The organism is Mesorhizobium sp. WSM4816 (assembly GCF_055811535.1).
On record NZ_JBVVQR010000026.1, the window covers coordinates 1 to 23,054 of the forward strand.

Here is a 23,054-nt window from a genome sequence, read left to right on the forward strand (position 1 = left end):
AATCATCTCCCTCTCTTCCTTACCCCCGGAATCATCAATCCGATTCTGTGCAAAGGCCTCCTTGTGGGAGAAGGTGGATTGGCGCGCAGCGCCAAGACGGAAGAGGGGTGCTGGATGGAGTGCGGCGGTGCCAAGCTGGAACACCCCTCATCCGGCCGCTTCGCGGCCACCTTCTCCCACAAGGGGAGAAGGCAGAGCCGCGCCACGCCTTGAAACCTCCTGCCCAAGCCGCACCGTTTCCCGCACCAACAAATCCAGATCGTCGCGCCTGGTGCGGTGGTTGTTGATCGCTACTCTGAGGCAATGCTGGCCGTGCACCGTCGTGTCCGAAAGGGCGGCGATGCCGTCTTCCTGCAGCCGCAGCATGATCTCGGTGTCGAGCGCCTTCTGCCGCTCTGCCGTCAGCCCGTCGCCGCGGTAGCGAAAACAGACGATGTTGATGCTGGTCGGCGCCGTCAGCTCGAGGGTCGGTTCAGCCTCGATCAGCCCGGAGAAATAGTGGCCTTGTGCGATGTTTTGGTCGATCAGCCGGCCGAATTTCTCGATGCCGTACTGCTTCAGCGCCATTCACACTTTCAGCGCCCTGAAACCGCGTGACGTCTGCAGGCCAAAATCATGCAGCCACTGGCCCGACGCGAGGCCGCGCGGCGTCGATTCCAGATATTCCGGCGTGACCGCGAAGGGTTTGCGATGCGCTGAAGCATCCCTGACTAGGATCAGGACCTATTAATTTGGCATTCAGCAGTCGATTGCAACGGGCCGCCAGCCATCGCTCAAGCGATGGACCAGAAGCCCTTGTGTGAGCTCCTGCTGGCCAGGAGGAGTTAGGCTGCGACTTCCCGGATCGCTCGCGCAAAAACGGGCAAAGAGCGCTCCACCATGCCGTCGTTTGCAGTCAAACTGATCCGCAGACGTCCAGGCAATTGGGCGACGCTGCCGGGCAGCACCCAGACACCGTCAGTTGCGAGGCGTGCCGCGAAGGCCATGTCGTCCGGTATTGGGGAGCGTGGAATGAGATAGAAGGTACCTTCAGGCACCGGCAGGTCATATCCCGCTGCCCTCAAGCCTTCGACCATGCGATCGCGGCGCCGCGCAAGGGCTGCGACATCTATGCTGAGCTTCTCGAGATCAGGCAGTGCCCGCTGCAGGGTACGGCCGGCGAAAGCCCAACCGTGCGAAACCTGCGCTATGTCGACAGCCTCGCGCAACAGTATGCGATCGGCCTCGGGCATGTCCGCCCCGAGTGCGAGCCAGCCCAGGCGCTCGCCGGGCGCGAGCAAGGTCTTGCCGAAGGAATAGGCGATCAGCGTGTGCGGATAGCTCTCGGCCGGACTGATATGCGCATGGCCGTCAAACACCAGTCGCGCATAGGGCTCGTCGGCAAGGAGATAAATCACCTTGCCAAATCTTTCGGACGCGGCCGCGAGCTTGTCGGCGAGCGCGTCGAGTTGAGCGCGGGGAAAGATGCGGCCGGTCGGGTTGTGCGGCGTGTTGACCACCACCACGCGGGTGCGCGGGGTGATCGCTGCCTCAATCCTTTCGAGATCGAGGTCATAGGTTCCCGGTGCTAGGTCGACGGCGACGGGTGTCCCTGCCGCGCCGCGAATCTGGGCACCATAGGCGAACCAGCCGGGACGCGGATAGATGACCTCCTCTCCCACCTCGAGCACGGCCAGCAGCGCAGCCGCTATCGCGCCGAACCCTCCCGCGGTGATCGCAATGTCGTCTGGCTTGTAGTTTCGGCTTCGCGCCTGGCTGAGCGAACGGGCCACCGTTTCGCGCGCCAGCGCATCGTACTTTTTATAACCGAACCAGTGAACATCCTGTGGCTCGACGTGGCGGATCAATGCATCGACAAATCCACGCAACGGCGTTTCCTGCGGATTGCCGAACATGAAATCGCAGGCATCGGGCCCCAGGCCGTCGCCCTCCAGGACATTTCGCGCAAAATCCATGACCGTGCGCATTTCCTCTGTGACGGCGAGCATCCGGCTGGACACGGTGGCGATTGGCACGACGCACTCCCCCTGCTGCAGGCGGCGCATGTCGAGCGTTTCTTCGAAAGCCATGCCGGAGGATTTTGGCGTCGCGTCCATGGTGGTTTCTCCCTCTCCCGCTACTCGGCCGGGAACTGGCCGCTGGGTGTCGACTGCGAAAGAGCCATTTCCTCCGCGTCCATCTCGGCTTCGATGCCGTCGAACAGCGGCGTCGTCATGTAGCGTTCGCCGGTGTCGGGAAGCATGCACAGGATCACCGAGCCGGGTGCAGCTTTTTCGGCGATCTGGCGTGCCACGGCAAAGGTCGCTCCGCCGGAGATGCCGGTGAAAATCCCTTCCTTTTGCGCCAGCGCCTTGGCCCATTTGATGCCTTCGGGCCCGGCAATCGGCACGACCTCGTCATAGAGGCTGGCGTCGACCGCCTCCTGCAGGACGTTGGGAATGAAATCCGGCGTCCAGCCCTGGATCGGGTGCGGCTCGAAGGCCGGATGGCTGGCGGCGGGTGCGCCGTCGGCGCCGCGCTCCTGCGCCTTGCCGCTGCCGATGAGCTGGGCATTGGCGGGTTCGGCCAGCACGATCCGGATCTCGGGACGCTCGCGGCGCAGCACGCGCCCGACACCGACGACGGTGCCGCCGGTTCCGTAGCCGGTGACGAAGCAGTCGAGCCGCGATGCGGCGAAGTCGTTGATGATCTCGCGCGCCGTCGTCGCCTCGTGAATGGCGGCATTGGCGATGGTCTCGAACTGGCGGGCCAGGAACCAGCCATTGGCCTTGGCGAGCTCGACCGCCTTGTTGTACATGCCAAAACCCTTCTGGGCACGCGGCGTCAGCACCACCTTGGCGCCCAGCATGCGCATCAGCTTGCGCCGCTCGATGGAGAAACTGTCGGCCATCGTCACCACCAGTGGATAGCCTTTTTGCGCGCAGACCATGGCCAGACCGATGCCGGTGTTGCCGCTGGTCGCCTCGACGACGGTCTGGCCCGGTTTCAGGGCGCCGCTGCGCTCGCCCTCCTCGATGATGTTGAGCGCCAGCCGGTCCTTCACCGACGCTGCCGGATTGAAGAACTCGGCCTTCACATAGATCGTCACATGATCGGGGCCGAGATTGTTGATCCTGATCACCGGCGTATCGCCGACCGTGTCGATAATGCTGTCGAACAGGCGGCCGCGACCGGCCGTGGTCCTGATTTTCCGTTGCTGCAACATGTCTGCTCTCCCCTTTTTGTTGTCGTCACGAGGTGTTCGTTGTCACGAGCCGGTTACAAACCGGCGGCTTGGGCGGCGAGGTTTCGAGACCTTGCCGCGATACGGTCCGTTGCCGTCAACGCGGCCCGGAAAGCTGGCAATGCGGGCAACCGGCGCGGAAAATTCGTTGCCGGATGCCCTCGATCGCTTTCGATGGTAAAACAGAGGACAACTGGCCAGCGTGGGAGCAAGCGTGGAAACGCACGTGGAATCCGCTCGATCGAGCCTGGACGGCGCAGCGGCCGAGCTGTCCGTGCGGCTGCTCGGGCCGCTGACGGTCATCCGTGACGGCGCCACCGTGCAACTGCCGGCATCGCGCAAGCTGCGCGCGCTCTTCGCCTATCTGGCGCTCGCGCCGCATGCCGTCGGCCGCAGCCGTCTGTGCGAGCTTTTGTGGGATGTGCCGAACGATCCGCGCGGCGAGCTTCGCTGGTGCCTCAGCAAGCTCAGGGGCATTCTTGACGAACCGGATCGCCACAGGATCGAAACATCAGGCGACACGGTCGCGCTCGATCTGAAGGGCGTTTCCGTCGACGCCTTCGATGTCGCCTCGGCCGCCGCCACGGGCATCGAGACGCTCGATCTTGAGCGGCTGCAGGCCCTGTCCAGACTATTCGTCGGCGACTTCCTCGACGGGCTGGAGATCGACCGCAGCCCGCATTTCAACAGCTGGCTGATCGCGCAACGCCGCCGCTTCAGCTCGTGGCACGCCGCCATTCTGGAACAGCTCGTCAGTAAGCTGCCGGCGGATGCCGACGAAATGTCCGCGCATCTGGAGAAATGGCTGGAACTCAATCCGTTCGACGCGCGCGCGCACGTGGCTCTTCTGGCAAGCCTGGCGCGGCATGGCCAGATCGCCGCCTGCGAGGACCATCTTGCTTCGGCGGCGCAGCTATTTGCCTCGGAGGATCTCGATTTCGGACCCGTTCGTGAGGCATGGCGGACGATCCGCAGCGAACGACCTGCCGCGACGCTCCGGCCGCAGCCGGCGCTGTCGCCCGCAGCCGCCAAAACGTCAATTGTGCTTCCCGATTCCGGTGTTGCTGCACCGTGCAAGGCGTCGCTCGCGGTAATGCCGTTTGTCGAGGAGGCAGCTGTCGGCGGCTCTTGCGGTGGCCCCTCTTGCGGTGGATTGGCCGACGGCCTCACCCACGACATCATCACCCGTCTGGCCAAGCTCAGGGATTTTTTCGTCATCGCCCGCGGCTCGGTCTTTGCGCTGGCCGAAAAGAACATCGCGCCGGAAGATGCCGGCCGGCGGCTCAACGTCGAATACGTCGCCACCGGGACGGTGCGCAGCCAGGCTGGCCGTGTCGCGGTCAGCGTCGAACTTGTCGAGGTGCGCACGGCCAGGATCGTCTGGGCCGAAACCTTCGAACGCAGGCCCGACGACATCTTTGCCGTCCTCGACGATATCGGCAACAGCATCGTCTCGTCGATCTCCGCCGAGATCGAGATGGTCGAACGCAACCGCGCCATGCTGAAAGCCCCCAGCTCGCTGAACGCCTGGGAAGCCTACCATCGCGGCCTCTGGCACATGTATCGCTTCACCCGCACGGAAAACGAGCAGGCCCGGCATTTCTTCGACATGGCATTGAAGCTCGATCCGACCTTCGCCCGCGCCTATGCCGGCCTGTCCTTCACCCATTGGCAGAACGCCTTTCAGCGCTGGGGAGACCGCGACCAGGAAAGCGCGCTCGCCTTCGAGACCGCCGGCCAAAGTGTTCTGATCGACGATCACAATCCGGCCGCGCACTGGGCCATGGGCCGGGCGCTGTGGTTGCGCGGCGAGCAGGACGGCTCCCTCATCGAGTTGGAACGGGCGGTGGACCTCAGCCCGAACTTCGCGCTCGGCCACTACGCGCTTTCGTTTGTCCACTCGCAGTCGGGTGATCCGAACGCGGCGATCGGTTCATCCGATCACTCGCGCCATCTCAGTCCGTTCGATCCGCTGCTGTTTGGCATGCTCGGCGCCAGGGCGATGGCGCATGTCCGCCTCGGCCAGTTCGACGAGGCCGCCGAATGGGCGCTGAAGGCCGCCGCCCGTCCCAACGCCCATGCCATCATCCTGGCGATCGCGGCGCACTGCCTGGCGCTGGCGGGGCGGCTTGACGAGGCCCGCACTTTCGCGGCCGCTATCCGCAAGACGCTGCCGAACTACTGCGCCGACGATTTCATCGGCACCTTCCGCTTCGAGCCGGACGCCGAGACCATGTTCCGGCAAGGCGCCAGGCGCATCGGCTTGGGGTGATCACGCGGGCGGTGGAGAAGGGGGAGCATCTATATGCCGAGGATCGACTTGGCCTGGTTGAGCGCAGCCTCTGATCCTGCATGATCGCCGGCGGCGTGCAATTTCTCGCCCTGGGCGCGCAGTTCCTTGACTTTGGTCTTGTCCGCCTCGGCGATGGTCGCGGTCGGCAATGCCGCGTCGATCTTGGCCATGATGGTCGGGCATGAATTCGCAAAGGCTGTCGCAGGAATGACCGCCAGGAAAACCGCAAGCGAAATTGATCGTAACATGGACGTTTCTCCCTTGCCGGAACGCGCAATTTCGGCGCCCGGCGCAGGAATGGTACAGCCAATGCCCGAACGTGCCAATCACGATGATGCCGCTGGGTTGGGGCACGCTGCGGTCGGCCGGGCTTTTTCTCGTGGTTTCTGAATCGTTCACCCCGGCTGGTCGCCAACTTCGTCACGTCAAAAGTAGACGCCAGGTTCGCGGCAATCGTCAGATCGCCGCAAAATCCTTCGACCAGAGCGGATCAGGTGGGCTGAACGGATTTGACATTGCCTTCGGTATCGACAAGGCAGCTTGTCTTCTTGCCGCTGGCATCGAGTTCGACCCGATAGGTTGTGGAATCGATCTTGCTCGACGAAACCGGAAGTATTTTGCTGCTGTCGGCACCGCTCGCCTTGGCGGCTGCGTCGGCGCAAAGCAGCTGAAGGTCGGCCGGGGCCGTCTCGACCTGGGTCCTGGACATCTGGTCCTGAGGCGGCGGCGGCGGCGTGCTGACGCAAGCGCTCAAGGCCCCCGCCAGGAACCCAATTGCTGTTGCCCGGATCGAAGTTCTCACTGCAGGTTTTGCCGACATTGCTTGTCCCTCTCCGAATGCCGCTTCACACACCCCGGCTTCAACACCCCGGCTTCAAACGCCCTTGTAAAGTGCCGCCCCCTGCATGAGAACGATGACCTTGGCCCCAACCTTGACGCGCGATGCCAGGTCGGTGATGTCGTCGTTCCGCATCCGGATGCAGCCTGATGACACGTCGAGCCCGATCGTCCACGGCTCCGGCGTGCCGTGTATCCGGTAGATCGTGTCCTGGTCGCGCTCATACAGATAGAGCGCCCTGGCGCCGAGCGGGTTGTCGGGCCCTCCCGGCATGCCTCCCGCATGTTTGACAGCATTCGGATCGCGAGCGACCATTTCGGCCGGCGGCGTCCAGGTCGGCCATTCCGCCATGCGGCCGACGCGCACGATTCCGGCCCATCCAAAGCCTTCCCGGCCGACGCCAATACCGTAGCGCATGGCGCGCTGACCCGGCTGCACAAGGTAGAGAAAATGCTGGTTGCCGTCGATGATGATCGTACCGGGCGCTTCCGCGGTGCGGAACTTGACCATCTGCGGGCGAAACGCCTCTGGCACTTGATTATGCGCGGCATAGTATTTGCGCGCCTTGGCGCGGTCATAGTCCACCCATTTGCGGGTTTTCGGATCGAAAACCTGGGTTCCGGCAGCCAGCGCCGCCATCGCGACAAGACCGAGCGCTACCGCGACAATTGCCGTCAGGCAGCGCCGCTGGAGAGCGGTGCTTCCCGCGATCGTCAGCTTTCCGGTCATGGCTTTGCCCACCCTTGCACCCGAGCGCCCTGCGCGGCGACCCATTGTTTGGCGTACTCGTAAGGATCCTGGCGCTCCACCTGGAGCGCATAACTCATCTTGGTGGCGTCCTCGGGCTTGAGGGCGACCCGTTCCAGGAACGCGACCACCTCAGGATATTTCTTGCGCAGCGAGGTGGCGTAAGCGATGTGGAAATGTGCCGTATCCCATGACACCGGCGCGCTGGACTTCGAGACCCAGAGCGGATCCTCGGAAGGCAGCACGATATTCCACTTTGCCGGGTCAAAAGGCGGCTCGGCAAGCCGGACAATTTCGTGCAGTTCAAACACGTGATGCGGCGCATAGCAGGCAAACACCATCGGATGAGCCGTGGCAACCGCGGCATCGACAGCCGCCATTCCGACATCCTCCGGCGTCTCCAGCAATGTCATTGTCTCGGCGTAGCCATAGCTGTTGGCGCGGACACGCTCGATCGCCGTCGAGGACCAACCCTCGGCGCCAATCCAGAGTTCTCCGCGTCCGTCCCGATCCGTGTCCAACGCGGCGGTTTTGCGCGGGTCGGTGAGATCCGAAATGTCGCGGATGCCAAATTTGTCGGCAGTTTCGCGGGTGGCGCATATGCCCTGCCATGCCGGCACACCGATGGGACTGATGGCTACCGTGCCGGCGCCGTCGACATACTTCTTCACCAGATTGTCCAGGTTGGGCAGCCAGATTTCGGGATGAATATCCACCTCGCCCGAATCGAGGCCGGCAAAGGCAATGAGCGTCCCCATCTCGCGCACATCGGCATCGAGCCCGAAATGTTGCTTCAGGCTGACCTTGAGAATGTTTGCCGTCGCCTGGCCCGACGGCCAGTTCGGCATTGCAATGACGAGATCAGCCGCGTGGACCGGAACCGCCAGCATCGTCAATGCCGCCAGCGACATTCTCCGCAGGCACCGCCGAAATCGGTTGTGCATTTCTTTCCCCTCGTTTCGGTGCCGAAAAGAACCGGGACGGGAATAATCTGTCACGGCAAGCACCGGGTTGTGACAGCAGCCCAATGGTCTGACGGCAACTGCTGAAGGTGCAGCAGTGCATTCGCCAAGGAGAGCGCCGTCACATGCCGCCCCTGCACGCTACTCGATGACATTCCGTATGGGAAGATGCTCAAACACGGCCGTCGCGCGACAACCTCAGAGATGTCCGCAGGCATGCGCCTTAAGAACCAGGGGGCGTATCAGGACGCCTTGTTGGGTGAGGTCATTCGCAAGGCGACAGCACCTTTGTGTAGCAGCTGATGACCCGGAAACCTAAGGTTTCCAGGAAATCAAGAGCTTACAAAGGGATTGGTGCCCAGAAGAGGAAAAGGCCCAAGCCCATTAAGGGTATGCTATCTCTTTGATATTGCTCAGCAGGGTAACCCAGTGTCGAACTGTTCACTAGCACACTTCTTGGTACAGCCCAATATGTGAGTTAGGGGCCGGACGACACAATCGTCGTTATTTGATCCGAAGTTGATCACGGTGAATAACTATCCATGGCAACCCAATGCAGACATACCGAGGCCCCACTGTGATCCAAAGACGCTTGATCCAGCTGAGTGGACGGCACCTTCCTTTTGCGTAAGAGACATTGATTGCGTACAATTCAGCTTGCCTGTGCGACAGGATGGCACGAAGGGAGGAACAAATGGCAATCGGGTTGACACGGCGTCGCGCTATGCTCAACGGAGTGGCGCTCACCGCCGCTGCCGTCGTCATGACCAGGGGACTCTCGATAGCACCTTCGGCAAGGGCAGAGGAGCAGATCGAATCGATCACGTGGGCGCTGCCCAGCATCCCAGATACGCTCTTCATTCCGCATGCCTGGACGACCTATATCGGCGCGATAATGTCGCTCGTCCAGGAAGGACCGCTCGCCTTCGGCGACGATCTCGCTCTCAAACCCGCATCGGCCGACAAGTGGGAGCAGGTCGATCCGACGACCGTCAAGTATCACCTCCGGAGCGGCGTCAAGTTCGGCGACGGAAGTCCGCTCACGGCCGACGATATCGTCGCCACCTTCACGTATCACATGAGCCCGGATTCCGGCTCGCAGCTCGCCTCCTTCTACAATTCGGTGGCGACCGTCGAGGCAACCGCTCCCGATGAGGTGACCGTCAAATTGAAGGCGCCGAATGTCCAATTCGCCTATACGGCCGCTCACATGGCGGGATTCGTCCTCAAGAAAGAACAGCTCGCAGACAAGAACATCGGAACGCCCGAGGTTCTGCCGCTGGGGACCGGTCCGTACAAGCTTGTTGAATTCGTCCCGACAGATCATGTCATCCTCGAAGCGCGCGACGACTATTGGGGGCCGAAACCAGTGGTCAAACGGATTACCTTCCACGCGATTCCAGACCGGCAGGCCCGGCTTCTCGCCATGCAGAACGGCGACATCGACGGTACCTTCGATCTCGCCATCTCCGACGTCGACCAGTGGAAGGCGCTGGGCAACGTCGACATCGTCACCGCGCCGTCGCTCGGCATGTACGCGCTTACTCTCGACCATTCAGCGCCGCCGTTCGACGATATTCATGTGCGCCGTGCCGTAGCCCATGCCGTGGACCGGGAAGGTTTGGTCAAGGCGCTCCTCAAGGGCAACGGCGAGGCGGCGACGGCGTTGAACCCGCCCGAGATGTGGTCGGGAGTTCTGCCTCCTGACGAAGTCCGTGCCTTCTACGCTACCTTGCCGAGCTACCCGTTTGACCTAGTGAAGGCGAAGGCCGAGCTAGCGCAATCCGGCCATCCGGACGGCTTTGACGTCACCATACCCGCACCGACCGCCGATCCTTATATGATCAACATCATGCAGTCGGTGGTGGAGAACCTGAAGCAGATCGGTATCCGTGCAAGCATCCAGGAGATCGATAACAACACCTGGCTCGCGCAGTACTTTCGGCACGAGAACCTTGGCATGCAGATCATGGCGTATTATCCGGACTTCGCCGACGCGGTCAACTACCCCTACCTTTTCTTCTCAAGTGCGACGGCAGTGAAGGATGGCATGAACGGCTCGAACTTCAAGAACGCCGAAGTCGATGCGTTCCTGAAGGTCGCCAACGAGAAGGCCGACCCGAAGGCGCGCGCCGATGCGCTGAAGGGCGTGTTCAAGATCGCCAACGAGGAGGTCGCGGTCGTGCCGATCTTCTGGCCCGCCTCGGCGATGGCAATCAACAACGAGTACAAGCTCACCGGCTACACCGCCTTCTGGTACAATATTCCGTGGGCGATCCGGGGTTTCGGCCTAAAGTAAGGGACCGCCGGGCCGCTGGCCACGGCCCATGTTCATTGTTTTCTGCGCATCGACGGCGCTCGCACGCCCGATATGAAGGTGTCTGCAGATGGACCTTTTTGAAGCGAGTCTCGGACGACTTCATCAGCTGCGCTTCCCTATGGATCTCTCCTTCACCCGTGACGGCACGGCGGTCATTGCCACAGTCCGTCCCGCCACACACGAGCCGCGGCAATCCCCTCAGAGCCGCGTCTGGCGCTTTTCACTGGATGGGGCAGAGGCGGTACAGCTGACCAACGGGCCAGGCGGCGACGGCCTGCCGCATCTGTCGCCCGTCGACGACACGCTGGCATTTGTTTCCGATCGCGCTTTGCAAGGAAAAATGTCGCTATTCCTCAAGGACGATCGCGGCGAGCGGCCAGTAGGAGACGTCGTTGGCACCATCGAGGACATGCGGTGGACACCCGACGGCCGCAGCCTGATCGTTCTGGCCGCGGATCGCGGCCTCGACGGCGCCGCGATCAATGGTGCGCAGCGCCTGACCTGGGGAGAGCCCGAGGATCCCGAGGTGACGAGCCCGGCGGATGCGCGACGCCGCCTGTTTCGCATCAGCATTGACGACGGATCGACGGTCGAAGTCGGGCCCCCTGCGTTCAGCGTCTGGGAATTCGAACTCCTCGGCGATGATGCGGCGCTTGCGATCGTCTCTGCCGACCCGAGCGAGCGCGGCTGGTATCACGCGGTACTAATTAAGATCGATCTTGCGACACGTGCCGCGACGGTCTTGCACTGCTCGCGCTGGCAGCTTTTGGCCCCCTCAGCCAACCCGAGCGCCAAGCGCGCCGCCTTCCTCGAAGGATGGTCCAGCGACCGTGGCCTCGTCGCCAGCGACATCAGCATCCTCGACATCGCCACAGGGGAGATTGTCACCGTCACCCCGAGCGGCATGTCGAGCATTGCGTCGATGAAGTGGCGTGATGACGAAAGCCTTTGGTTCGCCGGCTGGTCGCGGCTCGGCTCAGTCTATGGCGTCACACGCCTCGACGGCAGCGTCGAGTGGATGACGCGGGAAGACGCGATCATCGGCACGAACAGCTTCAGGGCCGGCATAGCGCCTGCGCCCGACAGGAAGGGTTTCGCCGCGGTTCGCGAGAGGGATGGAGCGCCGCCTGAAATAGTATTCAAGCCCGGCGCGGAAGCTTCCGAATGGTCGGCGGTCTCCAATCTGAACGGCGAGGTGGCCAAGAACTTCGAGGCCTACCCGGAAATCCGCGCCATTACCTGGAAAGGCGCAGATGGTATCGAACTGGAGGGGCTGGTTCTGCTGCCACGCGACGGCGCCAAGGGGCCAAGGCCGACCATCGTGGACGTCCACGGCGGCCCGAGCTGGGCGGTTAGGTATGCCTACAATCCGGGTCACGCGCTGCCCTTCGCGACGGCCGGCTACGCCGTCTTCCTGCCCAACTACCGTGGCAATGTAGGCTGGGGAAAGGCGTTCGGCATGCTGAATATCGGCGACCCCGCGGGGACCGAGTTCCAGGATATCCTCGCTGGCCTCGACAAATGCGTCGCAGCAGGGATTGTCGACCCCGACCGACTCGGCATCAGCGGCGCGAGCTACGGCGGTTATCTCACGGCTTGGGCGGTCGCGACGACTAACCGGTTCAAAGCCGCGGTGATGGTCTCCGGTATCGCCAATCAACTCTCGTGCCACTATTCCTGCAACCACGACTTCCATGCTTTCATCAACGGCGGGCCGCTTTCGGAGGAGCGCTATCGGCGCGTAGCGGTCGAGCGTTCGGCGATCACGCGGCTCGACAAGCCGACGACGCCGACATTGATGATCCATGGCGACAGGGACCGGTGCACCCCGCTCGGCCAGGCTCAAGAGTTATATGCGGCGCTCCTCGAACGCGGAGTCGAGTCGGAACTGATCGTCTATTCGCGCGAAGGCCATGGCGTGCGCGAGCGGGAGCACCAGCTCGACGCATGGCGCCGCACGATCGGCTGGTTCGGCCGCTACCTTGTGTCGCCAAGGTGACGGGCTCGAACGTAATCGTCTTCGTCATGCGGCGGCTCGCCTTGGCGATCCCGCTTCTCCTCATAATCTCCTTTGGCGTCTTCGCGCTGGTCCACGTCGCGCCCGGCGACCCGGTGCGCTCCCTGCTGGGGGCGCGCGCGTCAGACCCGGCAACGCTCGCCGCCATCCGTGAGCGCTACCACTTGGACGATCCGTTCCTCGTCCAATATGGCAAGTGGCTGTCGCAGGTTGTCCAAGGCGACCTCGGCGTCTCCATCCAGGGCAACCGGGCGGTGACGAGCACCATCGCGGATCGGCTCGGCGTCACCATCTTCCTGAGCTTGATGAGCACTATTCTCGTTCTCGGCCTTGGCATCTTGCTCGGTGCGGTCGCCGCCTTCCGCCGTGGCACGCGGCTCGACCGGGCGGTTGTCATGTTCGGTGTTTTCGGCATCAGCTCTCCAGCGTTCGTCACCGGCATTTTCCTTCTCTATGTCTTCGGCGCTCTGCTGCACTGGTTCCCGATCTTCGGTCCGGGAAGGGGATTCCTCGACCGTGCCTGGCACCTGACGCTTCCGGCGGTTGCGCTAGCGATCTCGGTCATGGCGATTGTTGTCAAGATCACGCGCGCGGCGATGATCGAGGAGCTGGACCGAGATTACGTCACGTTTGCGCGGGCGCGCGGACTGAATTCGCGTCGCATTTTGTTTGCCTACGTCCTCAGGAACGCCCTCATTCCCGTAGTCACGGCCGCAGGGCTCATCGTCGTCGGCATCGTGGCCGGCGGGATCTACGTCGAGGTCACCTTCTCTTTGCCAGGTCTCGGCGCCTTGACGGTCGATGCGATCCAAAAGCGCGACATCCCGGTGATCCAAGGGACCACCCTGCTTTTTTCTGTATTCGTCGTGCTGGTCAACCTGGCGATCGACGTGGTCTACACGTTGATTGACCCGCGCATCCGATTCAGCAGGGTCGAGTCATGAGCGCCCCACCCATCGGCGAGACGCGAAGGACGAAGCTGCCATGGCACCTACCGATCGTCATTCTCTTTGCCGTGGCGATTGTAACGGTGGTGGTGATCTGCGCCGTCCTTGGGGAGAGGATCGCCCCCGATTCAGCCTTCCTCCAGCGTCTCGAGGTCGGCGATACGCCTCCTTCCGCCGCCCATATTGCCGGAACAGATCTACTCGGCCGCGATGTGCTGTCGCGCGTGATCTACGGTGCGAGAACGGCTTTGGTCGGCCCAATCGTTGTCGCCACGGGAGCTTTCGCTATCGCGACCCTGCTTGGCCTTCTTTCGGGCTATCTCGGCGGTCTGGTCGATTCAGCGATCATGCGCTGGGTGGATTTCATGTTCGCGTTGCCGGGGCCGCTCGTGGCAATTGTCGTCGTCGGCATAGTAGGAGGCGGATACTGGACTGCTGTCCTCGTCCTTGTCGTCCTTTTCACCGCCCCCGACACGCGCATCGTGCGGAGCGCGGTCCTCGAGCAGCGACCGCTTCCTTATATCGATGCCGCTCGCACTCTAGGCATCTCAAAGACGCGTATTCTGTTCGTGCACATCCTCCCGAACGTGCTGCCTATCATCCTCGCGTATGTAGTCCTCGACTTTGCCTTCGCGCTGGTCAATCTCGCCGGGCTGTCGTTTCTCGGCCTCGGCGTTCAACCAGGGGCCCCTGACTGGGGTCGGATGCTCTTTGAGAACCGCAATATCCTCTTCTCCAATCCGGTTGCGCTGCTCCTGCCTGCGGGAATGATCATCCTTACCGCGGTCAGTATGAACCTGATCGGCGACTGGCTATTCGAGCGGTTTGCGAAGTGAACACGGCCGCGACGCGCGCAGGCCAACAGGGCCCGCTCCTAGAGGTCAAGGGGCTAGCGATCGCACACGGCGCGGTGCCCATTACGACGCCCTTGGGCATAGTGGTGGAGCGGGGCGAGACTATTGCGATCGTCGGCGAATCAGGGTCTGGAAAATCGCTCACCGCACGGGCGATCGCCGGCATATTGCCGCCAGGCATAAGTGCCACAGGCGACGTCACGCTCGACGGCATCCCCCTGATGCGGCTTGCCGAGAGCGAACTCCGCAAGATCCGTGGGTTTCGTGTGTCGATGCTTATGCAGGATCCGTTCACGATGCTGAATCCGCTCATGCGAAGCGGCGACCACATCGACGAGATGCTGCGCGGCCGGCCTGAATTTGCCTCTCGCGCCGCGCGCGCGGCGGAGGTGAAACGCCGCCTCGCAGAAGTCGGCATAGTCGACGAGGATGTAGCCCGCCGCATGCCATTCCAGCTGTCGGGTGGCATGTGCCAGCGCGTCGCACTGGCCGCGGCCCTTGCTCGCGACCCGGAGTTGCTCATCGCTGACGAGCCCTCAACAGCGCTCGACGTAACGACCCAGGCGGAGATCATCAAGCTCCTGCGGCGTGTTCAGCGTGAGCGACACATGAGCCTTATTCTCATTACCCACAACCTACGGCTCGCGTTCTCGACCTGTGAGCGCATCTATGTGCTCTACGCTGGCTCGCTGCTCGAAGTCGGCAACGCCGCAGCCGTCGAGCGCCAGCCGTTTCATCCCTACACTTTGGGACTTTTGCTGTCGGAACCGCCGGCCGATATTCGCGTGCCACGGCTCGTAGCGATCCGGGGCTCCGTGCCGCTCGCTGCCGATGTGATCGACAGCTGCGGTTTTGCCGACCGTTGCGATTGGGCAAAGCAGATCTGCCGTGCCGGCAAGCCGCCGCTGGCCGCCCGCGATACGAGCCGGTTCACCGCGTGCGTCCGTCAGGAAGAGATTCAGGGCGAACTCGATACGCTACGCACGGCGGCTCTCTCCGCGGTGCCGATAGCGCCGCGCCAGGACGAAGCCGAACGGGCGCTCGTTCGAGTCGACGGCCTTGTAAAGACATTTGTCGACAGCCGCGGCCGCACGGTGCCAGCGGTGAAGGGAGTATCGCTACGCATTATGCCGGGAGAGAGCATCGGCCTCGTTGGAGAATCCGGTTCCGGCAAGACCACGCTCGGGCGCTGCCTCGTCGGCCTCGAAACGCCGACTGCCGGCGACATCCGCATCGACGGCATCGCGGCGGCGGATTTCGGCGCCATGGCGAACGCCGACCGCGCACGCATTCGGCGAACAATCCAGATGGTCTTCCAGGATCCGTATTCGACGCTCAATCCGAGGCACAGTGTCGGACGGGCGCTGGCCGAGGCGCTCGGAGCCTCGGCGGGCGAGACCGGCCCGGCAACGCCGGAACGGATCACAGCGCTACTGGCGGAAGTCGGCTTGCCGGCCGCATACGCCACGCGCCGTCCGGCATCACTCTCTGGCGGCGAACGCCAGCGAGTCGCCATCGCGCGGGCGCTAGCCGTCAAACCGAAAATCCTCGTCTGCGACGAACCGGTATCGGCCCTCGACGTCTCGGTTCAGGCGCAGGTGCTCAATCTCTTCAAACGCCTGCAGACCGAGTATAGGCTGTCATATCTCTTCATCACGCACGACCTTGCTGTCGTCCGCCAGATCGTCGAGCGCATCTATGTTCTCTATCTCGGCGAGATCGTCGAAGAGGGACCAACGGAGACGGTCATGGGCGACCCGAAGCACCCTTACACGCGTCAACTCATTAAATCGATACCCCGCTCGGCCATTCAACGTACCCTATGACACCTCATTTTGAGTATCTAGTCGAACTCGAAGAAATGGCACATAGTCGACGAGCCGTATCATCTCTTGTTCATGAATCCGGGCGAGTCGCCCGGCAGCGATTGGAGATATGTCATGCCAGCCAATTGGGATTTGATTCAGCACATTAACCCCACCGGTGAGGTCGGGTCGACGGGTCCGATGACACTCAACCCAGGCTTTGACGCCAAGTGGGTCGATGCCTGGGTTGTGCAGGGGGGGCACTTGGTGGAAGAAGTTACCCACACAGGCCCCAGTCAAAGCACCGACCAGAATGCACCCTTCGTGCTGGGGCGCTGGACTGCATCCAACCTGAAGTGGAGAAACGGAACCTTCCAGGGCAGTTATGAGCCGGCATTGGGGATCTCGATCCTGGCTTCGCGCAGCAACGGAGGGGCGCCTTATACTTACGAGTACTATTGGTGGTTTGAGATAGTCCTTCTTAAGTAGCTCTCGGTAACTGTCGAGCGAGGCATAGATGGAGGGATAAAATGGCTATCGACAAAGATTTTGTTAAGCGTTTCAAGGAGCAGATCGGTGTCCTTAAAAACATGGAGCGGGCGGTCCAAAAGGCAATCGAAAGGGCCGAAGGACGGCTCAAGCAAATTGAGGCTGGGGAACCTATAGAAAGGGTCTTTGGTCCAGAGCAAAGTCCGGCGGATCAGGGCGGTGGTGGCTAGGATCGCTCAGTGGAAGCGACCCCAAAGGCAGCCTTTCGGCTCCGTCGGGACAGCGGGACAGGTGAACTGGTTCTGGATCGGATCGAAGATGAAGTCAGCGCGGCTGAAGGTCCGTCATCGGCGTACGCAACGCGATCTCTATGGTTGCGTTACCCCGGCGAAGGACACCAGATCGGCCACTGTGAAGTTTCCAAGCGTGGAGGTGCGGGCGGCACCCTCTTGCCGCATCTCCACAGTGTCACATATTCACGAGTTTCTCTAAGCGGAGCCGCGTCGCGGCCGCGGCGACCACGTTTCCCTTCAGCTCGTAGAGATGCAGCGCTCCTGATGCAGCGGTGACCGCGTCGTCGCACCGGCGGGAGGCCTCGAGCACGTGCGACAGATCGATCAGTGCATCCGCCCGATCGTTGACGAAGTCGGTCGCCTCGGCGATCGCCACCGCCTCGCGCGCGAGCGCCTCCGCCTCCTTGATCTTCCCGCGCCGTGCGAGCGCGCGTGCACGCACGCGACGCCAGCGGACCTGCGTGATCAGGTCGCCGCTCGCAGCTAGCCGGGCGCTGAGGTCAGCCAGGTCCTCAGCCTCCTCGTCGCGTCCCTGTTCGAGGATTGTCCACGCAAGGGACGCGGCGATCGTCGAGCGGAACGCACGCTCGCCCATCTCCTCGAGCGCGCGATACCCCGCTCGCGCGCTTTTCTCAGCTGCCCCCGGATTCCCGGCAAGCAGCTCGACGACGGCTTGGTGATCGGAGGACGCTACGTAGAGCGTGAGGCCGAGGTCGGCGTAGGTGGCGTTGCTCGTCGCAAGCAGCTCGCGGGCAAACGCGAAGCGGCCGACGATTGCGTTGAGGCATGCGAGCTGGCGGAGGATTGCTGCCTCGGACTCGGGGCTCTCTCGGACCTCCTCGCGCATCGCCTCGCAACGGCGGATGCCCTCGTCGGCCGGCGTCGGCCCGAACCAGAGCGAGGATGCGATCCACGTGAGAATTTCGTGGTACTCATGCCAATCCCCTGCCCGCCGCGCGTGTGCGGCCGCGCGCTCCCACGCCGCGGCGGCGGCCGCTGCGTGGGCCTCGTTCCAAAAGAGCCAAGCCTCCAGCCGCCGTGCATGGCACAGGCCGAGATCGTCCCCGCGACGCTCGAAGACCGGGATCACCCGGGCCGTCGTCCGCGCGGCCTCCTCCAGCCCGCCCTCCTCGCCGTGGAGGAGCCGGAGGAACTGCTGTTGGACGAGCACATGCGACGCCACGCACTCATCATCCGCGGCCGCAGCCAAGCGTTCCGCGTCGTCGAGCACGCGCCCGGCCTCGGCCAGCCGCCCGCTTTCGATTAGCGCACCGCCTAGCTCAACGAGCAGCGCGATCCGCTGTGGATCGGCGGTTGGAAGTAGCCGCGAAACCCGCTCCAAGAGGCCGATCGCCGCGGGCAGGTCGCTGCGGACGAGCGCGCGCCGCCCCGCCACCTCGAGCCGCTCAGATGCCCGGGCGGCAAGCGACGCGGCGTACGCGTCGCGCGATCGAAGCGCGACACGATTCAGATAGGCCTGCTCGAGATGGTAGCCGACGATCTCCTCGAACTCGCGCCGCCGCTCCCCGGCAGTCAGCTCAAGCCAGGCGGCAAAGCGCTCGTGCAGGTCGGCACGCACGTTTTTCGACAGCGAGCGATAGGCAGCGTCGCGGATCAGGACATGGCGGAAGCCGTAGGCCTGCTCGCCGGCGAAGTCTGCCGCGGCGGGGCGGATCAGATCCCGGCGGATCAGCGCCAGTAGGCCGTCTTCGAGGCTCGGGTCGAGCGCGGGACCGGCGAGCTCGGCAACGGCGCTCCGGTGAAACACTGCGCCCTCGACCGCGGCGGTCGTCAGGATCGCGCGCTCCGCATCCGGGAGCCCCTCGAGACGAGCGGCGAGAAGCGCGTGAATCGTTGACGGGACGGGCAGTTCGGAGAGGTCGGACGAGGCGACCCAACTGTCGTCCTCGCGCTTTAACAGCTCGTCGTCGACGAGCATCGCGACGAGCTCCTCCGCGAAGAGCGGGTTTCCCTCAGCAACACGGGCGATCCGTGCTTCGGCGGCGAGCGGGAGGCCATGGAGCAGGTTCGAGATCAGCTCGCGACATTCCCCCTCGCTGAGCGGCTCAAGGGCGATCGACGTCGCTTTGAGCTTCCCGTTACCCCAGCTTGGGCGCGTGTCGAGGAGCTCCGGTCGCGCGATACAGACGATCAGGATCGGGACATCGCACGAGAAGTCGGCGAGGTGCTCGATCAGGTCGAGAAACGTCGGCTCGGCCCAGTGGATGTCGTCTACGACGATGACAAGCGGCCCTGCTCGCGCTAGCGCCTCGAACAGCTTTCGGACGGCCCAGAAGGTCTCTTCGCTCGTCCCTCCTCCGGCGCCGCCGAGCCCGACCGCCTCGGTAACGCGCTTGGCGATCAGCTGGGCCCTTTCCTCCCCGGCGAGATGCGCCGCGATCGCCACCGCCGAGTGCTCGGGGTCAAGGCCCTGCGCGCGAGTGATCTCCCGTACAATCCCAGCCAGCGGCCAGTAGGTGATACCCTCGCCGTAGGACAGGCAGCGACCGCGCAGGACCGTCGCCTCGCTGGCGAGCCCGTTCGTGAACTCCCACACGAGCCGCGACTTGCCCACACCCGCGCCGCCGAGCACGGTCAGCAGATGGCAGGCCCTATCGGCAACCACGTTGCCAAACACGGTCTCGAGTACGGCACGCTGGCGCTCGCGCCCCACGAAGGGCGAATCGAATTGGCGCGCAGGGGCGTGGGCCAAGACGTCCACCACCACAAAGGCGTGGATCGTCTCGCCGTGCTTGACCACGCGCGGCCCGCTCGGTTCGACGATGACCGCGTGGCGCACGAGCTTGTGCGTGGACTCCCCCATCAGGATCTCGTCCGCCGCCGCCGCCTCTTCAAGGCGCTTGGCCACGTTGACGACTTCGCCGGTGATGAATAGTTGTCCCTTAGTGTGTTCGCCGATGAACACCTCGCCGGTGTTGACGCCAACCCGGTGGGCCAGGCGCACGCCCCAGCTCGCTTCGAACTCGGAGTTGAGGGTGGCGAGTGTGTCGCGCATCTCAATGGCCGTTCGAACCGCGCGTAGGGCGTCGTCCTCGTGGAGGATCGGCACGCCGAATACCGCCATGATCGCGTCACCAATGTACTTTTGCACGAAACCGCCGTGCCGTCGGATGACATCGCTCAGCTCACCGAAGTAGCGCGCGAGCAGGCTCCGGAGCGCTTCCGGATCGAGGGCGAGGCCGAGCCGAGACGAGTCGACGATGTCGGTGAATAGGAACGTAACCGTCTTGCGGGCGTCCAGTGCCGGCTCCCGCTCTTTCTGCAGAGCCGCCGCCGGCGTCCGCAGCGCTTTGGGTTGGGACGCCGCGCCCTGGCCGAGGATCGCCTGCCCCTGCACGCCATGGTCGGCTCTAAACTTCATCTGAGGCCTTCCGTCCGGTTAACGCTCGGTGACAATAGCACTCGCTCCGGGCGCGCTCCAGCGGCACTCCGGGTTCTTCGATCGGCAGCCGATAGCGAAGGAGGGGACGATGAACGTCGCGCCATTGACATCGACGACCGGGTACCGCGGAATCGTTGCCGTCTTCGGGAAGTGCGGGAGACTCCGGCGGCCCCTCTCCCTGGGCGACAAGCCGCGCCGGCCGCCTGTGAGATGCGCTGGATGTCTCCCGGTCGGGCTTTCACGCCCGGCTCAACCGCAGCCCCAGCGCTCGTTCACGGGGACGAAGTGCTGGTGACGGCGATCGATCGCAGCTTCGAGAGCAGTGACCGCTCCGCCTCGGGTCCAGGATGGTGAAAGGCCTCTCCAATGCCCATGAAGCGCTTATCGAACAGTTCACATCACTCAACGATATGTGGCAGCGGGCTGGCGTGCCGGTTCCCGCCCTGGAGCGGCTTGCCGAGGCTGACGCTTTCCGGCCGGCGCTCGGCCTCGTACGACGCGAGGCAATCTGGTCGCTGAAGGGCTTACGGGATGTGCACCGCCGCTGTTCACGCTCACAGCTGCGTCGGAGCGTGTTGCGAAGACGGTCGGTCTCATTCTGCGCGCGGATCTGCAGCGCCGCCGTCATCACCTGCGGCCCGGCAGCGCCAAGGGTATCATGTTCATCACGCTGGAGGACGAAACGGGTATCGCCAATTTGGTGGTCTGGCCGACAATCTTCGAGAAGCATCGCCGCATCATCCTGTCTGCCGGCATGTTCGCCGTGAAGGGCCGCATCCAGCGAGGGCGAGGTCGCGCATCTTGTCGCCATTACCTGACGGATCTGTCGGCCGAACTCGCCAGCTAGGTCAGGACTCATTGATCCAGAAGATGAAGGCAGCGGCGAAGGCGATTGCGGACAGGAAGGTGTGAGCGCATCGGTCGTATCGGGTGTGGATGCGTCGCCAGTCCTTGAGGCGGGCGAACATGTTCTCGATCCTGTGGCGCTGCCTATAGAGCAGCGGATCATAGCTGTGCTGGACACGGTGCTTGGCATGAGGCGGGATGCAGGGCGTGATGCCCTTGCCGATGAGCGCCTCGCGGAAGCCAGTGGAACTGTAGGCCCGATCGGCCAGCAGATGGCGGGCGGGAGGGAGTTCCTCGAGCACGGCGGCAGCGGTTCTGTGATCGTTGGCCTGGCCTTCGCTCAGGTGTAACAGTAACGGGCGTCCACGGTCGTCGCAGACCACCTGTAGCTTGGTGGTCAGACCGCCTCTGGTGCGTCCGATACATCGGGGTAGAGCCCCTTTTTGAGCAGGCTGGCTGCCGTGCGATGTGCCTTGAGGTGGGTGGCGTCGATCATCAGCCTGTCGGTGCCGCCGCCACGTGCAGCCAACTCGGCCAGGATGCGGTTGAACACGCCCAGCCGGCTCCAGCGGATGAACCGGTTGTAGATCGTCTTGTGCGGGCCATAGGCGGCCGGCACATCTCGCCAGCGCAGACCGTTACGGATCACGAACAGGATGCCGCTCAGCACCCGTCGGTCATCGACCCGAGGCACCCCGTGCGACCGTGGAAAGAACGGCTCGATCCGCCGCATCTGCGCCGGAGACAGGAGCAACAAATCACCCATGGTGGCCACCTCCAGCCACCTTGAATCACTGCCGCTCCTTCAATTCAACAAATTAATGGGTCCCGACCCTAGCTAGACAATTATCAAAGCGTCTTCTCCACCTCTGCGGCGGGTATGATGGCTTTTAGTGCGTCAGGTTCTGATGTCTTTTCCATTGTGTTTATGCTCACATGCGGCCACCGGATCGGTCCCGGCATTCCGTCTCGCCGCGCAAAGAAGTCCAGCAGCACAATCTGCAGATATTGCATGATCAGGCGAGGATTACCGCACGCGTCGGTTTCTTGCAGTTCGCAAATCCAGAACGTCGATATCATTTCTGCGGCGTTGGCTTGCCTGACGATGAACGGGATATTGACGATGCCCCCCGTTTCGATCCTCGTGCTGACCTCCAGCTTCGTCGTCCGCTTCACGGTGCCCGGTATGGCGCCGACCAGAAGCTTGTGCGGTTGCGTCGGGTCGAAGACTCCATTGAATGGATTTGCGTGAAAGTGAGCGTACGGGGCCAGATAAGGGTTGGTGAGAGCTTGGTTGACACCGATCGGGAGCCCGTTGATCGCCGGGATCGTGGGGGGCAGGACGGAGAGAGTGCCTGCGCCAAGTGCAAGCAGGGAATCGCCGTGCGGTATCGTACCCAACCGAGAAATATTGCTGTGCGGTTCGGCTTCATTGGTCATGAAGAGCCATAGACCGGGCTCATGATGGATGGTTGTGTACGGATCGCCTGCCAGACCGCTAGCCGGAAAATCATCAGCGTCGATCTGTTCGATCCGCTGCTCATAGTCCAGCGCTACTACAATCTGGTCAGTATTTAGAGAAGGAGCACCGCGTTGGATGCCTCGGTTCTTGACCCCCTTGTCCACGAGAGTGAACTTCAGCACCTCATTGTACTGGTTCACCAACAGCCGATAGTCTATGCTGCTGGTATTGGATGCAAAGGGAAGTGCGATTGCGTTCCAACCGCGCCCCAACAGGTCAGGCGCGTTACTCCAAGTCCCTGGAAGGAGTTGCAGTATACCAAGATCGGGATCCCCGGTGCTCGAAACCTCGATATGCCGAGGTTGATACTTAAGTTGATCCAATCTTTCTACTGAGACCATGCCCCTCTCCAATAGTATATTGGTTTTTCAGAGATCCAAAAGTAATGTCCATGAATTACAGAATACATGGTGAACTTCAACCATTAGAATTGATGACATAACAAACATACTTCACGGAATAAACGTATGCCGTGAATGCGCAAGAATAGAATGT

Annotated in this window: 17 protein-coding genes and 3 pseudogenes; 10 read left to right on the plus strand and 10 right to left on the minus strand. The window is 62.8% G+C overall.

Translation table 11 applies throughout. The features are described 5' to 3' along the window. Positions 1–147 precede the first annotated feature (147 nt). The 3 genes and pseudogenes from AC0L3H_RS23215 to AC0L3H_RS23225 form a co-directional block, all read right to left on the minus strand. Positions 148–714: pseudogene (locus AC0L3H_RS23215) on the minus strand (pyridoxal-dependent decarboxylase); the annotation flags it as partial. 110 nt (positions 715–824) lie between these two features. After that, a complete protein-coding gene (locus AC0L3H_RS23220; protein WP_128176606.1) occupies positions 825–2,096 on the minus strand; it encodes an aminotransferase class I/II-fold pyridoxal phosphate-dependent enzyme in 1,272 nt (423 codons plus the stop codon). A 20-nt stretch (positions 2,097–2,116) separates the two neighbouring features. Then, positions 2,117–3,205: a PLP-dependent cysteine synthase family protein gene (locus tag AC0L3H_RS23225; protein WP_473587017.1), complete on the minus strand. Its 1,089-nt coding sequence runs from the start codon at positions 3,203–3,205 to the stop codon at positions 2,117–2,119. Between the two features lie 244 nt (positions 3,206–3,449). Between AC0L3H_RS23225 and AC0L3H_RS23230 the strand changes: the two genes are divergently transcribed. Beyond that, the gene (locus AC0L3H_RS23230; RefSeq protein ID WP_473587018.1) at positions 3,450–5,495 is read left to right on the plus strand and encodes a BTAD domain-containing putative transcriptional regulator; all 2,046 of its coding nucleotides are present in this window, start codon (positions 3,450–3,452) and stop codon (positions 5,493–5,495) included. 29 nt (positions 5,496–5,524) lie between these two features. On the opposite strand, the gene AC0L3H_RS23235 is transcribed toward AC0L3H_RS23230, so the two are convergent. The 4 genes from AC0L3H_RS23235 to AC0L3H_RS23250 form a co-directional block, all read right to left on the minus strand. Further along, on the minus strand, positions 5,525–5,764 hold the full coding sequence (locus AC0L3H_RS23235; protein ID WP_128245741.1) for a hypothetical protein: 240 nt from the start codon (positions 5,762–5,764) through the stop codon (positions 5,525–5,527). Positions 5,765–6,006: 242 nt separating this feature from the next. Then, positions 6,007–6,225, minus strand: a complete 219-nt coding sequence (locus tag AC0L3H_RS23240; RefSeq protein WP_036263676.1) for a hypothetical protein — start codon at positions 6,223–6,225, stop codon at positions 6,007–6,009. A gap of 165 nt (positions 6,226–6,390) precedes the next feature. Next, positions 6,391–6,993 carry a L,D-transpeptidase gene (locus tag AC0L3H_RS23245; RefSeq protein ID WP_473587065.1) on the minus strand — a complete coding sequence of 201 codons (603 nt, stop codon included), beginning with the start codon at positions 6,991–6,993 and terminating at the stop codon, positions 6,391–6,393. A gap of 86 nt (positions 6,994–7,079) precedes the next feature. Then, the gene (locus AC0L3H_RS23250) at positions 7,080–8,045 is read right to left on the minus strand and encodes an ABC transporter substrate-binding protein (RefSeq protein WP_473587019.1); all 966 of its coding nucleotides are present in this window, start codon (positions 8,043–8,045) and stop codon (positions 7,080–7,082) included. A 712-nt stretch (positions 8,046–8,757) separates the two neighbouring features. On the opposite strand from AC0L3H_RS23250, the gene AC0L3H_RS23255 reads away from it, so the two are divergent. The 7 genes from AC0L3H_RS23255 (at position 8,758) to AC0L3H_RS23285 (ending at position 16,725) form a co-directional block, all read left to right on the plus strand. Next, entirely contained in the window at positions 8,758–10,362 is a 1,605-nt protein-coding gene (locus tag AC0L3H_RS23255; RefSeq protein WP_473587020.1) for an ABC transporter substrate-binding protein, read from the plus strand. 88 nt (positions 10,363–10,450) lie between these two features. After that, positions 10,451–12,382 (plus strand): S9 family peptidase, encoded by a 1,932-nt coding sequence (locus tag AC0L3H_RS23260; RefSeq protein WP_287215577.1) that lies wholly within the window; start codon positions 10,451–10,453, stop codon positions 12,380–12,382. Beyond that, positions 12,331–13,344, plus strand: coding sequence for an ABC transporter permease (locus AC0L3H_RS23265; RefSeq protein ID WP_287215575.1), 1,014 nt, complete (start codon positions 12,331–12,333; stop codon positions 13,342–13,344). The genes AC0L3H_RS23260 and AC0L3H_RS23265 overlap by 52 nt, the downstream gene beginning before the upstream one ends. 86 nt (positions 13,345–13,430) lie before the next feature. Next, positions 13,431–14,183: an ABC transporter permease gene (locus tag AC0L3H_RS23270; RefSeq protein WP_287215574.1), complete on the plus strand. Its 753-nt coding sequence runs from the start codon at positions 13,431–13,433 to the stop codon at positions 14,181–14,183. Beyond that, the gene (locus AC0L3H_RS23275; protein ID WP_287215572.1) at positions 14,180–16,027 is read left to right on the plus strand and encodes an ABC transporter ATP-binding protein; all 1,848 of its coding nucleotides are present in this window, start codon (positions 14,180–14,182) and stop codon (positions 16,025–16,027) included. The genes AC0L3H_RS23270 and AC0L3H_RS23275 overlap by 4 nt, the downstream gene beginning before the upstream one ends. 114 nt (positions 16,028–16,141) lie before the next feature. Next, positions 16,142–16,495: a hypothetical protein gene (locus AC0L3H_RS23280; protein ID WP_287215570.1), complete on the plus strand. Its 354-nt coding sequence runs from the start codon at positions 16,142–16,144 to the stop codon at positions 16,493–16,495. A 41-nt stretch (positions 16,496–16,536) separates the two neighbouring features. Next, entirely contained in the window at positions 16,537–16,725 is a 189-nt protein-coding gene (locus AC0L3H_RS23285) for a hypothetical protein (RefSeq protein WP_287215568.1), read from the plus strand. A gap of 238 nt (positions 16,726–16,963) precedes the next feature. On the opposite strand, the gene AC0L3H_RS23290 is transcribed toward AC0L3H_RS23285, so the two are convergent. Then, positions 16,964–20,170 (minus strand): ATP-binding protein, encoded by a 3,207-nt coding sequence (locus tag AC0L3H_RS23290; protein ID WP_473587021.1) that lies wholly within the window; start codon positions 20,168–20,170, stop codon positions 16,964–16,966. A gap of 233 nt (positions 20,171–20,403) precedes the next feature. On the opposite strand from AC0L3H_RS23290, the pseudogene AC0L3H_RS23295 reads away from it, so the two are divergent. Next, positions 20,404–20,524 (plus strand): annotated as a pseudogene (locus tag AC0L3H_RS23295) (IS3 family transposase); the annotation flags it as partial. Positions 20,525–20,822: 298 nt separating this feature from the next. Further along, positions 20,823–21,032 (plus strand): annotated as a pseudogene (locus AC0L3H_RS23300) (OB-fold nucleic acid binding domain-containing protein); the annotation flags it as partial. Positions 21,033–21,039: 7 nt separating this feature from the next. On the opposite strand, the gene AC0L3H_RS23305 reads toward AC0L3H_RS23300, so the two are convergent. Next, positions 21,040–21,803, minus strand: a protein-coding gene (locus tag AC0L3H_RS23305) for an IS5 family transposase (protein WP_473587066.1) whose coding sequence is annotated in 2 segments (ribosomal slippage) — positions 21,040–21,470 and positions 21,470–21,803 — 765 coding nt in all. Because the reading frame shifts where the segments join, the coding sequence is not laid out codon by codon here. An 83-nt stretch (positions 21,804–21,886) separates the two neighbouring features. Then, a complete protein-coding gene (locus AC0L3H_RS23310; RefSeq protein WP_287213604.1) occupies positions 21,887–22,900 on the minus strand; it encodes a heme-binding protein in 1,014 nt (337 codons plus the stop codon). Positions 22,901–23,054: the final 154 nt, after the last annotated feature.